Source organism: Defluviitoga sp. (genome assembly GCF_035349255.1).
Lineage (GTDB): Bacteria > Thermotogota > Thermotogae > Petrotogales > Petrotogaceae > Defluviitoga.
Window position 1 is genome coordinate 1 of sequence record NZ_DAOPSE010000013.1, and the last position, 12,777, is coordinate 12,777.

Here is a 12,777-nt window from a genome sequence, read left to right on the forward strand (position 1 = left end):
ACAGTATTTATTCTGCAAATAAATTTAACACCAAACCAACAGGTAATTCATTTGCATTTGCTGACAACCCAATCCCATCTATAGGTACCATTAATATGCATCTTATCTCTAATAAAACCAGAAAAGAAATCATGAACATACCAAACGCTCTTTATGTTACAAATATAATGGGTTTACACACTGCCGATCCAATTTCAGGTAGATTTTCTGTTCAAATAAGTGGAAGGGTCATAAAAGATGGAGAGTTTGTAGGCAGTTTTAGAGGAATGACTTTAGCTGGTACGTTACAAGAATTGTTAACCAATCTTGAATCAGTAGGTTCAGACTTTAAATATTTAGGAACTGTTGCTGGATCTACAACCTTAATAAGAGATTTGAGCGTGGGAGGAAAATAAAATAAAAAGGGCAAAAAGCCCTTTTTATTTACTGTTAATGTAGTAATGTTTATTTAGTCGCAAGTGATTGCTTTGCAATATTAACATATGTACTAAAAGTTTCAGGATCGTTAATAGCTAGTTCTGAAAGCATTTTTCTATTTATATTAACGTTTGCTAACTTTAAACCGTGAATAAACTCGTTATATTTTAAGCCTTGAGCTCGAGAGGCTGCGTTTATTCGTGTAATCCATAATTTTCTAAAATTACGTTTTTTCTCTTTTCTACCAATGTAGGAATATTGTCCCGATCTATAATATTGTTGTTTTGCTAGTTTGTATCTTCTACTTAAAGAACCTCTATAGCCTTTTGCTGCTTTCAAGTACATCTTTTTCTTTTTGTGAGCATTTTGAGACCTTTTAACTCTCATTCTATATTCACTCCCTTTTTCCACGAATTCAAATTTTTAGTTGATCTAACCTCTCAATCCTAAAGATTTTTCAACCTTTTTCTTTAAATTTTTTGGAACTTCTACTTCTTTAGTAAGTCTGTTCATATGTTTGCTACTCTTGGAACCGGTGTTATGGCCTACATTACTTCTATGTCTTAGTATCTTACCTGTTTTTGTTACTTTAAATCTCTTTTTGGCAGAACTCCTTGTTTTAATTTTAGCCATATAAAAATCCTCCTAAATTAAAATTGTCATCATAGTAAAAAGGAAAGATTAAATTAACTTAATAGTTTAATTGAATTTTGTATACTATTTTATTTTTTGGAATCTTTAAGAGGTTCTAAGATTATATCCATATCTTTACCGAGCAACTTTGGCCCACGCGCTACAGTTGCTATGTCTGAAGTTTGAGATATAACTCTATTTAGCAGCTCTATACCCTGATCTTTAAACATTATATCTCTACCTAAAAACATTACTACGACTCTTACTTTGTAACCTTCTTCTAAAAATTCTCTAATTTTCTTTAATTTAGTATTGAAATCATGATCATCGATTCTCAACCTAAATTTCATTTCTTTTATTACTTGTTTTTTTTGCTTTTTTTTAGCTTGCTTTTCCTTTTTTTCCTTTTCATAAAGATACTTTCCATAATCCATCATCCTAGCAACTGGTGGTTTAGCATTTGGTGCGACTAAAACCAGATCAAGGCCAGCTTCTTGAGCTAACTTCAAAGCTTCTTTTGTGCTTACTTCTCCAATTTTGTTACCATTTTGGTCAATTAATAAAACTTTTTTAACTTTTATCTCTTCATTTTTAGCGATTCTATCGCTTATACAGCATCACCATCCTTTTATTTTTACGCTTTTTCTAATTAGATTTTTTCCTTTTTACCATTTAATAAAAGGGGAGACGTTTTTGTCACCCCTTTTTCTAATACAATAAAATATTGCTTTTTTGCATTATAGCATTGAATTAATGATTTCTTATTTAGATTTCTTCAACCCCAGACGGCTTAGTTACCCGGGGTGGGAAGTATCTTTATGGGTGACTTCCTCTTTATTTAAATGGCTAATTTCACGATACGGTGGTGGGCCATGCGGGACTCGAACCCACGACCTACTGATTAAGAGTCAGCCGCTCTACCGACTGAGCTAATGGCCCTAGGTTTCAACCTATATTATACATTACAGCTATAAATTTGTCAAGGAGAATAACGAATATAGTTCAATTTAAGTGCTTCACCTTGACTTTCTATTTTTAAGCTACTCTACTCTATTTTCACATTCATTATGAAACTCATGATCATCAATGTTTAAATGGTTATGTTCTTTTTTGTAGTCAGTTACGTAATATCCATCACCTTTAAAAATCACAGAAACTCTGCTGAGCATTCTTTGAACGTCCCCGTTACATAGGTCACAATGAATTTCAGGATTTTCATTCATGGAGTGTAAAACAGTAAACTCGTGTCCACATTTTTTACATTTATATCTGTATAGTGGCAATGTTATCTTCCTCCTTCTACAATTTTTAGTGCAAAAATTATTTTTTAAATGATTAAATTCCCAAAGGAAATAATACAAAACTTTTATGAAATTAAATATAATAGGAGTGTTAAAATTTAATTATTTATCTATACTATCTGTTTCCAAATACCACAAATACAGATCTAGTTTTCCTACAGATTCATTAACTTTTTTAGCAAATAATTTAAGTTCGTTTTCTATTTTCAAATATTTACTTTTGCTCCAGCCTGGTTTAGGAATTTCTTCTATAAGTTGATAATTTTTCATAATTCTAAGAATATGTTTGTCTAAAATTGCAACATTTTCGACTCCAACATTTCTAAGAAAATGGCTTGCCTCTTTCCAACCTATGCCTTCAATATTCTTCACTAGAAAAGGTCTTGCTTCAGAAGAATCTTTTTGAATAACTCTTTTGAGATTGCCTATAATCCATCTATTTTCAACTATATATTTTGCCCTTGTATTTGGGAATCTGTGACCGACTTCTCTTAGTAAAGATACAAGTTGTTCTTCAGTATATTTTGCAAAACCATTTTTTGTTATTAATTTTTGAGCCTTAATTCCTCCTTTTGCTTTCCAATTTGCAGTTAAAATACAAAAACATAATTCACTGTATAAATCGAATTCGTCTCCTTCTTCGCCCAATTTTTTAAATTCTTGAAAACGCTTTTCTATTTCATTTTTTATGTCTTTTTTAATATTTTCAATTTCAAGTATTAAAGCTTCTTCTTTTTTTTGTGCTTCCATTTTCTATAACAAACACCCTTACATCTAAATTTTTTTTGCAGATTTTTGTTTAGAGTTATAAATTGTATAAAAACCAATCGAGGTTAAAATTATAAAAATTATTAATAAACTTAAAAATTCAGTTTGACTCAGTTTAGGAAAAGCTTCTAATAAAGAATTAGTTCCTACTCTGATGTCTGTATATCTTTCTAACAAATAAAGTGTATAGAACGATAAAATAAAAGCTCCGAACAACACAGAGAGAACTGAAAGAATTGCTTCAAAGTTTTTTGCAAAAATGATAGCGATGATAAGACCTAGTATTGAAAAGATGATCCAAGGAATATAAGAAGGTGGAAACGGTATACTTTCTAGCCATTCAATATTAGAAGAAATAATGAATGTTCCGATAGCATATCCGGCTAAACCACCTAGTAAAAAACCGCCTATGAAAAAACCCATTTTAAAAATTTGATAAAAAACAAATGCGAAAAGTATACTTATAATTAGATAAATAAAAAAAGAATAGTCATGAAAATTCTTGATAAAATCACTAATGAAAGAAATCTTTAACAAATATGGAATCAAAATAGAATATGAGGCATATAATCCAATCAGAAAAACAGAAATCTTCGAAGAAACTTTTGAGAAAAATAAGAGAAATATTGATATAGGCAAGATTATATATATAGAATTAGTAAGCAAATAGTAAAAATTAACAAAAACATTGTTAAAGTCAAAATTTGGAGCAAACATTTATTCATCCCTCCTTTAAGTTAACAGATTTTTTTATTATAAAATTAAGATCTTTTGTTTTATGCTTCCAGTAAATTGTATTTTCGAAGTCCACTACGTATTAAGACCATACAAGACCATACAGCCTTAAAAACTTTGTTTAAACCACTAATTAAAGATATTGGCTCCTAAGAAAAGGTAAAAATTAACTTTAAATCAGAAAACAAGTAGATAAAAGATTAAACTCCTTGTTATTTTAACACATACTAATCAAAATATTTTTAACAGTTTATGATATAATAAATTTATAAAAATTTAGAGTTTTTATTTATGGAGGTATATAGATGGGAATTCTTAAAATTCAGGTTGATGAAGAATTTATAAACAAGTTGATAGATAAAATGATAGAAGAAAAAACACAAATTCATGGTCTGAAAAATCTAAATGTTCAATTAAGAGAAGAGGAAATAAAATTTCAAATGGAATTAGAGTTGTTAAGTAAAAATGCTACTCTTGAATCCCATATTCAAATATTAGAAAAACCTGAAGATTTAGAGCATGGTAAATTGAGGCTCTCTTTAAGTGGCAATGATGGAGTTAGAAAGATACTTGAAGGTATTTTTTTTATGATTTCGGAATTTAGCGAAGCTTTTACTGCCAAAGATTATGAAATACTTATCGATTTTAGCAAAATGAAAATAAACCCAATAATAGATTCGATATTGAAATCCATAAGAATTTCTCGCTTAATTTTGCAGGATGGTAAATTTGAGCTGTTCTTAGAATTAATAAAATAGGAGATTTTTAAATGGGAGAATTTATTTTTGAACTAGACGAAGATATGGCCAAGGAATTACTTGAAAAGTTATTGGATAACAGTAAGTTTTCTTTTTTTAAAAAAATTTTTAAGCGTATTTCTTCTTTAAAATTTGATTCTGATAAAATATCTTTTGATATTTTTCTGTTTAGTTTCTATTTGAAGATAAAATCTTATCCCGAAACTATTTCAGGAGTTTATGTTTTTGAACATAATATTCCGTCTAGAATTTTAAAAGATCAAGATTTACCGGAATTTGTGGAAATCGATAACAAATTACTTCTTGTAAAAATTCCAGAAAATAATTTATTAAATAATATAAGGATAAAAGAATTTAAAATCGAAGAAGGTAATTTTCGAATAAAATTGGATGTTAAGAACTAAATTATTTATTCGGTAGGTATGCTATTATTGATCTAAACTTGCCTTCATTTTATTCTTTTTAAAATAGAAAATGAAGCAACGCGGAAGTATATAAATGCTTTATAAAACCAAAAATTTATAGTGAATATAAATATTAAAGAGAAAAACTTTTTCTAGAACTTTTAATTCTCTAAAAAAGATTTTATTTACATATGTTTTAGAAAACGCGTTTTTTGGGAATATGTTTCTGATTTAGAAGGATAACAGAAGAATGTTTTTATCTTTATTTTCTGGGTAAAAGTGCCGAAAATGTTAAGGAAATTAGTAGTTTTGTTAAGTAACAAGAGTTAGAGCAAAAAAGAATTTTCTTCAATTGCCTAAATTTAAAACCATTATAAGATGTACATTTTGTAATTTCTAAGAGGGCTATAAATTATTTATAGTGGGAGGTAATTTCTTATATGGAAATAGATGAAAACTTTTTGAACAAATTAGAAAAATTATCTAACATCAATTTAAAAGAACACGAAAAAGAATTAATAAAAAAAGATTTAAATGACTTATTAAAATACATAGAAATTTTAGAAAATATAGATACTAATGGAGTAGAAGAAATGATTACACCAATAAAAGCTAATAATTATTTTTTAAGGCAAGATGTGATAGAACCCTTTGAAAATGTTGAAGATATAATAAAAAATTTTCCTGAAAGTAAAGATAATCTCCTGAGGATCCCCGGTATCCATATATAGATAAATGAATTTAAAAGGGAAAAAATACGAAGATATTGCAATTAATTTTCTCACTAGGAAAGGCTATGACATAATTGCAAAAAATTTTTCCTGCAAAATGGGAGAAATAGACATAATTGCGCTTAGAAAAGGTGTTCTTCATTTTGTAGAAGTTAAAGGGGGAAAAGATACTTTTGGAGATCCAGCGTTCAGAGTTAATTCAAAGAAATTAGAAAAAATAATGGAAGTTGGAGATTTCTTTATTTCTAAAAATAAACAACTTTCTTTTGAGGAAGTCCAGATAGATGTTATTTCAGTAACTGACGAAGGAAAGATAAATTATTATCCTTCACAAAGATTATAGAAATAGATGGTGCCCCTGGAAGGAGTCGAACCTTCATTTGCGGATTAGGAATCCGCCGTTCTATCCGTTGAACTACAGGGGCTTCTCTTGATTATATCCGACCTTTATTATAACAAAATTTTCAATTAGTGTCAACAATTTTGATAATATATCAATAAAAGTAAGGGGATGAATTCTTGTGAATACCGACACAAAAGTTTTATTTGACAACGATGACCATAAGTTTATTTTTCTAGGGTCCGAAAGAAAAGACATAGAAAGTATACCTACAAATCAATTTTTAATTATTCATAAAAACGAAGGTGTATTACTTGATCCAGGTGGAGTTCATGTTTTTCCTAAAGTATTAGCAAATGTAGTTGAGTTTATTGATTTAGACAATATTAAATACGTGTTTTACACACATCAAGATCCCGATGTGTCATCTGGTATAAGTTTGTGGGATAGTGTATTAAATGCGCGTTTTTACATTTCAAAGCTTTGGGAAAGATTTTTACCTCATTTTGGCGTTTTTGATAATTCCAAAGTTGCTGTTGTAGAAGACAAAGGAGGAAGAATAAAGTTTAAGGATGGGGTCGAATTAAAAATAATACCAGCTCATTTTTTACATTCTACAGGAAATTTTAATCTGTATGATCCTGTCTCTAAAATTCTTTTTTCTGGTGATATAGGAGTTTCTGTATTTCCTAGAAATGAAGAAAAGCTTTATGTAGATAATTTTTCGAAACATGTTAAATATATTGAGGAATTTCATAAGAGATACATGATTTCAAATAAAGTATGTAAAAAATGGGTGAGAATAATTAGTAATTACGAAATAGAACAGATGGCTCCACAACATGGAGCTATATACAAAAAAAACGAATTTAAAGAGTTTATAAAATGGTTTGAGAATTTGCAATGTGGAATTGATTTAATAGATCAAATATATGGCTGGGATGAAAGAAAATGAACGATTCTGAAAGATATAAAAAAACAATAAATTTTTTATCTCAAAGTGTGTATCATGAAAATCTTTTGGTATCCTTTATTAATAGATTAGAAGAAGTGTTAGGAGAAAGATTTAAGAAATCCAGCAAATCCACAAAGATCGTAGGGGAAAATCTTATAGATTCAATAAATAGTATAAAAAAGTCCTCTGAAACGTTGGAAAAAACCGTTAACGATGGAAATAAAGAAATTGAAACTATATCAAAGAAAAATCAAGAAATAGTAACAAGATTAAACGTTATTGGTGAAGATTTCGATGAATTAGAAAAGAAGGTTGAAAAATCCTTAAAAACTGTTAGTAATATTATAGGAAGTTTTAAAGAAATAAATGAACTAACAAGTATCATAAAAAATGTAGCAAAGCAAACTAATATCTTGTCTATAAACGCGTCTATTGAAGCTGCTCGAGCCGGAGAACAGGGAAGGGGATTTGCTGTAGTTGCGGAAGAAATAAAAAAGCTTTCTTCAGAAACTAATAACACCTCCGACAAAATTTCACTCAAAGTTGATAAAATAGAAAAAGAGATAGAGGAAGTAAAAGTTGTTATAAATAATTTAAACACTATCTTTGAAATGATTACAATATCTATTGAAGATGCAATGAAAATACTCAACGAAAATTTAATTTTTATGAAAAAAATGACACAAGATTTATTAATAGAAAAGGAAAAGTTAAAATTTAACGTTGAAAACTTAGAAAATTCAAAAAAAGAGATTAATAAACTTATGGTTGATATAAATTCTCTTCAAAAGGTCTTGCAAGCTATTCTTGAAATGCAAAACAAAATTAAAGAAATTAAAATTTAAATATTTTAATTAAAGTTAGAAAGGAAGTTTATTCTATGATTACAGTTGTTGGTGGAGGGCCGGCAGGATTGATGGCTTCAATAATTGCCTCATGGAATGGTGCAAATGTACGAATAATTGAAAGAAAAGGAAAATTAGGGAAAAAATTATTGGCAGCTAGTAACGGTAGAGGAAACATTTCCAATCTAGATTTAGACGAAACACATTACTTTAGCAGCGATATCTCTTTTGTCAAAAAGGTATTTCAGAGGTTTGGAATTTTTCAAACTTTGAGCGTTTTTGAAGAAATAGGCGTGATGGTTAAAAATCTCAATTCAAAATTGTTTCCATATACCGAAAGGTCCAAGGATATCTGGAATTGTTTTATGTATGAATTGGGAAACAACTGTGTAGAAGTTGTCCTTAACCATCAAATAAATGAAATTATTTATTCAAACAAAACATTTTATTTGAAAAGCGATTACACAACTTTTGAATCTGATAAAATTATAATCGCTACTGGTGGAATATCTTCTCCCCAATTTGGGTCAAATGGAAGTATATTCCAATCTCTTCACTCCTTAGGTCATAGCTTAATTGAGTTGAGACCAGGTTTAGTTCCTATTAAAATAAATAATTATTTTTCTAAAGACAATTTAGGGGCTAAGTTAACAGGAAGCGTTGTTTTAGAAAATGAGTATGGAATAGAAATTTCTAAAAGATACTTTGGGGAAGTTCTTTTTAAAAATGAACTCCTTACAGGAATTCCAATTTTTCAAATCAGTAATTTTGTTCATAAATATTTAGATAAAAACATTCCAGTATATATTCGTATTGATTCTTTTCCTTCTTACACTGAAAAACAATTGGAAGAAATATTGTTAAAAAAAATTAATTTAAGACCTAAACGACCAATTTCGTTACTTTTAACGACTATGATCGATGAAAAGTTAATACCTCCTTTTTTACAAAGTGTTGAAATTAAAGATTTCTTATCTCCATGCAGTTCCCTGAGGCTGAAAGATATAACGATTATTGCACATAGATTAAAAAACTGGAAATTTGAAATTACAGGGACTGCAGATTGGAAACTTTCGCAGGTTAGTTTGGGAGGTATTGACACCAGTGAGATACAATCATTTACGTTAGAATCAAAAATAGTGCCAGGAATGTATTTTGCAGGAGAAGTAATAGATGTGGCAGGAGAAAGTGGAGGCTACAATTTACAGTGGGCATGGTCAACAGGATATATTTCGGGAGAAAGCGCCTCTTAAAATTAGGATGACAGCTTAAAAAATATAAATTCTAAAAGTGGAATGATCTCAACCATTCCACTTTATACATTTTGAAACAAATTGTTGATTACATCTTTTACTGAAGTAATTTTATCTATTTTATAACCGTATTTTCCAACAAAAACAAATCCTTCGTCTAAATTTCCCTTTGCAGCATTTAAAAGAGCTTGAGCTATACAATAAGGAGCATCGACAAAATTACAAGTTTTAATGCAATGAAAATTACAAATAAAAGGTTTTCTCTCGCCTTTTTCAACCTCTTCTAAGAATTTATTTTTGATAGCTCGCCCTGGAAGGCCAACAGGGCTATCAATAATTATTATATCTTCTTCTTTTGAATTAATAAGTGCTTCTTTAAATTTAATATCAGCATCACATTCATCTGTCGCAATAAAAAGCGTGCCAACTTGTATGCCACTAGCGCCCAATGAAAACATTTTTTTAACTTTTTCAGGAGAATCAATTCCTCCAGCAGCAATTACGGGTATTTCCTTTCCATGTTCCTTTTTCAGTTCTTCAGTATAATTAACTACCTGGGGAATAGTGTTTTCTAATTGAACTTCTTCTTTGTCCAAATCTTCTTTTTTATATCCTAAATGTCCTCCTGCATCTGGGCCCTCAACAATTATTGCGTCAGGAAGATATTTATAACGTTGCCACCATTTCTTGACGATTATCTGAGTAGCTTTTAAAGAAGATACGATGGGTACTAACTTGGTTTTTGAGTCTTTTTCAAGGAAAGAGGGTAAATTTAAAGGCAAACCTGCTCCAGAGATTATCAAGTCAATTTTTTCTTTTATAGCAGTTGTTACCAATTCTGCATAATCACTTAAAGCTACCATTATGTTAACACCAATTATCCCTTTTGTTTTTTCTCTTGTTTTTCTTATAATTTTTTTCAAAGCTTCTATATTTGCTTCCTTCACATTTTTTACTCTATCATTTTCAAGTAAGCCAATCCCCGCAGTTCCAATTATACCGATTGCACCTTCATTTGCAACAGCTGATGTCAAATTGTCTAAAGATATACCTACGGACATTCCCCCTTGAATTAATGGATATTTAGGTGTGAGTCCATCGATGTTCAATGTTTTTATAAAAACCAACTCCTTCTTCTAATTTTTCAAAATTAAATATTATTAATTATACCATATTTGTATTTGATGTTTTAATAATTAATAATTAGCAAACGAGACTTATATTTTTTAATGAAAAGAGCAAAAAATTGATACTTATGATATAATATATACCCGAATGAAAACTAAAAGGAGAGTCTTTTAGTATGGAAGATTCATATAAAAATAAAAATTCTGTCGAAGAATTTTCGATATATAATTTGCAAGCGAGAGAAAAAAAAGCAATCAGAGCATCACTCATAAGCATGATTGTAAATGCAGTGCTTTCTTTTTTCAAAATCTTTATAGCAATTGTTACAGGAAGTATTGCTATTTTAGCTGATGGAATTGATACGACAACAGATATAATAACTTCTCTTCTCACATTAATAGCATCAAAAATATCTAGTAAACCGGCAGATGAAAGTCATCCATTTGGTCATGAACCTGCTGAAACTATAGTAACAAAAGTCCTGTCTTTAGTTATAATTTATGCAGGGGCACAAGTTTTAAAAAATGCGATTCAAAGTCTTGTTTTGGGGAAACATATAATAGAAAGTGCTCAATTGGTTTTATGGATTTCGTTGATTTCCATGGGAACTAAATACCTCCTTTATAAATACAAATATTCAGTTGGAGAAAAAATAAGAAGTTCTTCGTTAGTTGCTGATGCTTTAAACATGAGAAATGATATATTAACATCGTTATCAGTTTTTATAGGAATGGTTTTTTATTTATTATTTGACATTACTTGGGTCGATCCATTGGTAGCCATTATGGTTTCTTTGTTTATATTTAAAGTGGGTGTTCAAATGTTTATTGAAACATCGGGTGAGTTTATGGGAAGTTCACGTGAACTAGGTGAAATTTATACGAATATTTTAGAAGCAACTAAGAAATTTGATCACGTTTTTAATCCTCATAAAATTAGAGTTAGAAAATCTGGATATGTTTACTTTGTAGAAATGCACATAGAAGTTGATGAAAAAATGACAATTAAAGAGGCTAACGATATAGCTTCTAAGCTTGAGAAGGAATTGAAGAGAATAAATCCTTATATAAAAGATGTGATAATACATGTGGAGCCTTTGGGGAACAAAGAAAAAGAAGGGTATGGCCTTGATGAAAAAAGTATTAAAAGAATTTTTGGTAATAAGTAAGTGGAGGTGTTTTTTTTGACAGGAGATTTTATGGATGAAGCGATTATAAAAGTAGAAGGTGGGAAAGGCGGAGATGGTGCTGTTAGTTTTAGAAGAGAAAAGCATGTAGAAAGAGGAGGTCCAGATGGTGGAGATGGTGGAAATGGTGGATCGGTTATTATTAAGTCAACAATAAACAAGAATACATTAATAGATTTTAGATATAAACGGGTATTTAGAGCGGGAAAAGGAGAAAATGGGAGAAATAAGAAAAGAACAGGAAAATCTGGAGAAAACCTTATTATAGAAGTTCCAGTAGGAACTTGCATTTACGATAAACAAACAGATGAATTAATAGCTGATTTAAAATTTCCTGAACAATATGTAATTGTAGCAGCTGGTGGAAAAGGTGGTAAGGGAAATGCACGATTTGCTACTTCTACTTTACAAGTGCCTAAAATATCGGAAAAAGGTGTGCTAGGAGAATCAAAAACTTTAAAGTTAGTTTTAAAGATACTAGCAGATGTAGGTTTGGTTGGGTATCCTAATGTTGGAAAATCTACTTTGATATCAAAAATCTCATCTGCTAAAGTAGAAATAGCTGATTATCCTTTTACTACGCTAAATCCAAATTTAGGAGTTGTAAAATATAAAGACGGAAACTCTTTTGTAGTTGCAGATATACCTGGCTTAATAGAAGGATCTCATGAAGGGAAAGGGTTAGGCGATCAATTTCTAAGACATATTGAAAGATGTGAGGCAATAGTTCATATTGTTGATATATCAGGACTTGAAAGAAATGACCCTGTTGGAGACTATTACGTTATAAGAAATGAATTGAAGAATTTTTCACCAATCCTTTCTAGAAAAAAAGAGATAATAGTAGCAAATAAAATAGATCTACTCGACAAGAGAGAGCTAGAAACTAGATTAAAAGACTTTCAACTAAGAACAGGTAAGAAAATTACCCCCATTTCTGCATATACTGGAGAAAATGTGGAAATCCTTTTAAATAAAATGTGGGATTTGATAAAAGAAGAAAAGTTGGAATATTTAAATTTACTTGCTAAAAAATTAAAAGCACAAGAAAAAACTAAAATAAAGATTGAACCTGTAAAATTTGAACCAGATCTTTACTTTAAAATGAGTGTTATAAAGTGGGAAGACGGAACATTTGAAATTATTGGAGATAGTATTGACAAATTATTATCTAGATATGATATATACCAAAGAGATTCGAGAATTTTGATTTTGAAAACACTTGAAAAGAATGGTTTAAATAAGCTGCTTTTGAATGCTGGTGTAAAAGAAGGAGACACGGTCTACATTGGCGATTTTGCTTTTGAATATATACCTTAAATT

At 29.6% G+C, this 12,777-nt stretch carries 17 protein-coding genes and 2 tRNA genes; 10 read left to right on the forward strand and 9 right to left on the reverse strand.

Annotation, left to right across the window (positions count from 1 at the left end; all coding sequences use genetic code 11):
* A partial coding sequence (locus tag PKN74_RS04680; RefSeq protein ID WP_472309109.1) for a metallopeptidase TldD-related protein occupies window positions 1-395 on the forward strand: 395 nt, incomplete at its 5' end.
* Window positions 396-444: 49 nt separating this feature from the next.
* Here the strand turns inward: PKN74_RS04680 and rplT are convergent.
* The 7 genes from rplT to PKN74_RS04715 all read right to left on the reverse strand — a co-directional run bounded on the left by rplT (window position 445) and on the right by PKN74_RS04715 (window position 3,836).
* Window positions 445-804 (reverse strand): 50S ribosomal protein L20, encoded by a 360-nt coding sequence (gene rplT / locus PKN74_RS04685; protein ID WP_472309111.1) that lies wholly within the window; start codon window positions 802-804, stop codon window positions 445-447.
* A gap of 45 nt (window positions 805-849) precedes the next feature.
* A complete protein-coding gene (gene rpmI, locus PKN74_RS04690) occupies window positions 850-1,050 on the reverse strand; it encodes a 50S ribosomal protein L35 (protein ID WP_472309113.1) in 201 nt (66 codons plus the stop codon).
* Between the two features lie 89 nt (window positions 1,051-1,139).
* Window positions 1,140-1,661: a translation initiation factor IF-3 gene (gene infC, locus PKN74_RS04695; RefSeq protein ID WP_472309193.1), complete on the reverse strand. Its 522-nt coding sequence runs from the start codon at window positions 1,659-1,661 to the stop codon at window positions 1,140-1,142.
* 252 nt (window positions 1,662-1,913) lie between these two features.
* Window positions 1,914-1,989: transfer RNA gene (locus PKN74_RS04700), tRNA-Lys, on the reverse strand.
* Between the two features lie 101 nt (window positions 1,990-2,090).
* Complete coding sequence (locus tag PKN74_RS04705) at window positions 2,091-2,333, reverse strand: FmdB family zinc ribbon protein (protein WP_472309115.1); 243 nt, start codon at window positions 2,331-2,333, stop codon at window positions 2,091-2,093.
* A gap of 120 nt (window positions 2,334-2,453) precedes the next feature.
* Window positions 2,454-3,101 (reverse strand): N-glycosylase/DNA lyase, encoded by a 648-nt coding sequence (locus tag PKN74_RS04710; RefSeq protein WP_472309117.1) that lies wholly within the window; start codon window positions 3,099-3,101, stop codon window positions 2,454-2,456.
* A 24-nt stretch (window positions 3,102-3,125) separates the two neighbouring features.
* Entirely contained in the window at window positions 3,126-3,836 is a 711-nt protein-coding gene (locus PKN74_RS04715; protein ID WP_472309119.1) for a hypothetical protein, read from the reverse strand.
* 323 nt (window positions 3,837-4,159) lie between these two features.
* On the opposite strand from PKN74_RS04715, the gene PKN74_RS04720 reads away from it, so the two are divergent.
* From PKN74_RS04720 to PKN74_RS04735, 4 genes are all read left to right on the forward strand, one after another.
* Window positions 4,160-4,612: a hypothetical protein gene (locus tag PKN74_RS04720; RefSeq protein WP_472309121.1), complete on the forward strand. Its 453-nt coding sequence runs from the start codon at window positions 4,160-4,162 to the stop codon at window positions 4,610-4,612.
* Window positions 4,613-4,623: 11 nt separating this feature from the next.
* Window positions 4,624-5,016 (forward strand): hypothetical protein, encoded by a 393-nt coding sequence (locus PKN74_RS04725; RefSeq protein WP_472309123.1) that lies wholly within the window; start codon window positions 4,624-4,626, stop codon window positions 5,014-5,016.
* Window positions 5,017-5,456: 440 nt separating this feature from the next.
* Window positions 5,457-5,747, forward strand: coding sequence for an Asp-tRNA(Asn)/Glu-tRNA(Gln) amidotransferase subunit GatC (gatC, locus tag PKN74_RS04730; protein WP_472309125.1), 291 nt, complete (start codon window positions 5,457-5,459; stop codon window positions 5,745-5,747).
* 4 nt (window positions 5,748-5,751) lie between these two features.
* Window positions 5,752-6,090 carry a YraN family protein gene (locus PKN74_RS04735; RefSeq protein WP_472309127.1) on the forward strand — a complete coding sequence of 113 codons (339 nt, stop codon included), beginning with the start codon at window positions 5,752-5,754 and terminating at the stop codon, window positions 6,088-6,090.
* 7 nt (window positions 6,091-6,097) lie between these two features.
* On the opposite strand, the gene PKN74_RS04740 is transcribed toward PKN74_RS04735, so the two are convergent.
* A tRNA-Arg gene (locus tag PKN74_RS04740) sits at window positions 6,098-6,172 on the reverse strand.
* Between the two features lie 96 nt (window positions 6,173-6,268).
* Here PKN74_RS04740 and PKN74_RS04745 point away from each other — a divergent pair.
* Genes PKN74_RS04745 through PKN74_RS04755 form a run of 3 tightly spaced genes read left to right on the forward strand, consistent with a single transcriptional unit; the run spans window position 6,269 to window position 9,140 of the window.
* Window positions 6,269-7,042: an oxygen-binding di-iron domain-containing protein gene (locus PKN74_RS04745; RefSeq protein WP_472309129.1), complete on the forward strand. Its 774-nt coding sequence runs from the start codon at window positions 6,269-6,271 to the stop codon at window positions 7,040-7,042.
* Window positions 7,039-7,887: a methyl-accepting chemotaxis protein gene (locus PKN74_RS04750; RefSeq protein WP_472309131.1), complete on the forward strand. Its 849-nt coding sequence runs from the start codon at window positions 7,039-7,041 to the stop codon at window positions 7,885-7,887. The genes PKN74_RS04745 and PKN74_RS04750 overlap by 4 nt, the downstream gene beginning before the upstream one ends.
* Window positions 7,888-7,922: 35 nt before the next feature.
* Window positions 7,923-9,140: a BaiN/RdsA family NAD(P)/FAD-dependent oxidoreductase gene (locus PKN74_RS04755; RefSeq protein ID WP_472309133.1), complete on the forward strand. Its 1,218-nt coding sequence runs from the start codon at window positions 7,923-7,925 to the stop codon at window positions 9,138-9,140.
* Window positions 9,141-9,202: 62 nt separating this feature from the next.
* Here the strand turns inward: PKN74_RS04755 and PKN74_RS04760 are convergent, their stop codons facing one another.
* Entirely contained in the window at window positions 9,203-10,258 is a 1,056-nt protein-coding gene (locus PKN74_RS04760; RefSeq protein WP_472309195.1) for an NAD(P)H-dependent flavin oxidoreductase, read from the reverse strand.
* Window positions 10,259-10,443: 185 nt separating this feature from the next.
* Between PKN74_RS04760 and PKN74_RS04765 the strand changes: the two genes are divergently transcribed.
* Entirely contained in the window at window positions 10,444-11,436 is a 993-nt protein-coding gene (locus PKN74_RS04765) for a cation diffusion facilitator family transporter (RefSeq protein WP_472309135.1), read from the forward strand.
* A gap of 30 nt (window positions 11,437-11,466) precedes the next feature.
* Window positions 11,467-12,774, forward strand: a complete 1,308-nt coding sequence (gene obgE / locus PKN74_RS04770) for a GTPase ObgE (RefSeq protein ID WP_472309197.1) — start codon at window positions 11,467-11,469, stop codon at window positions 12,772-12,774.
* The last annotated feature ends 3 nt before the right edge of the window (window positions 12,775-12,777 follow it).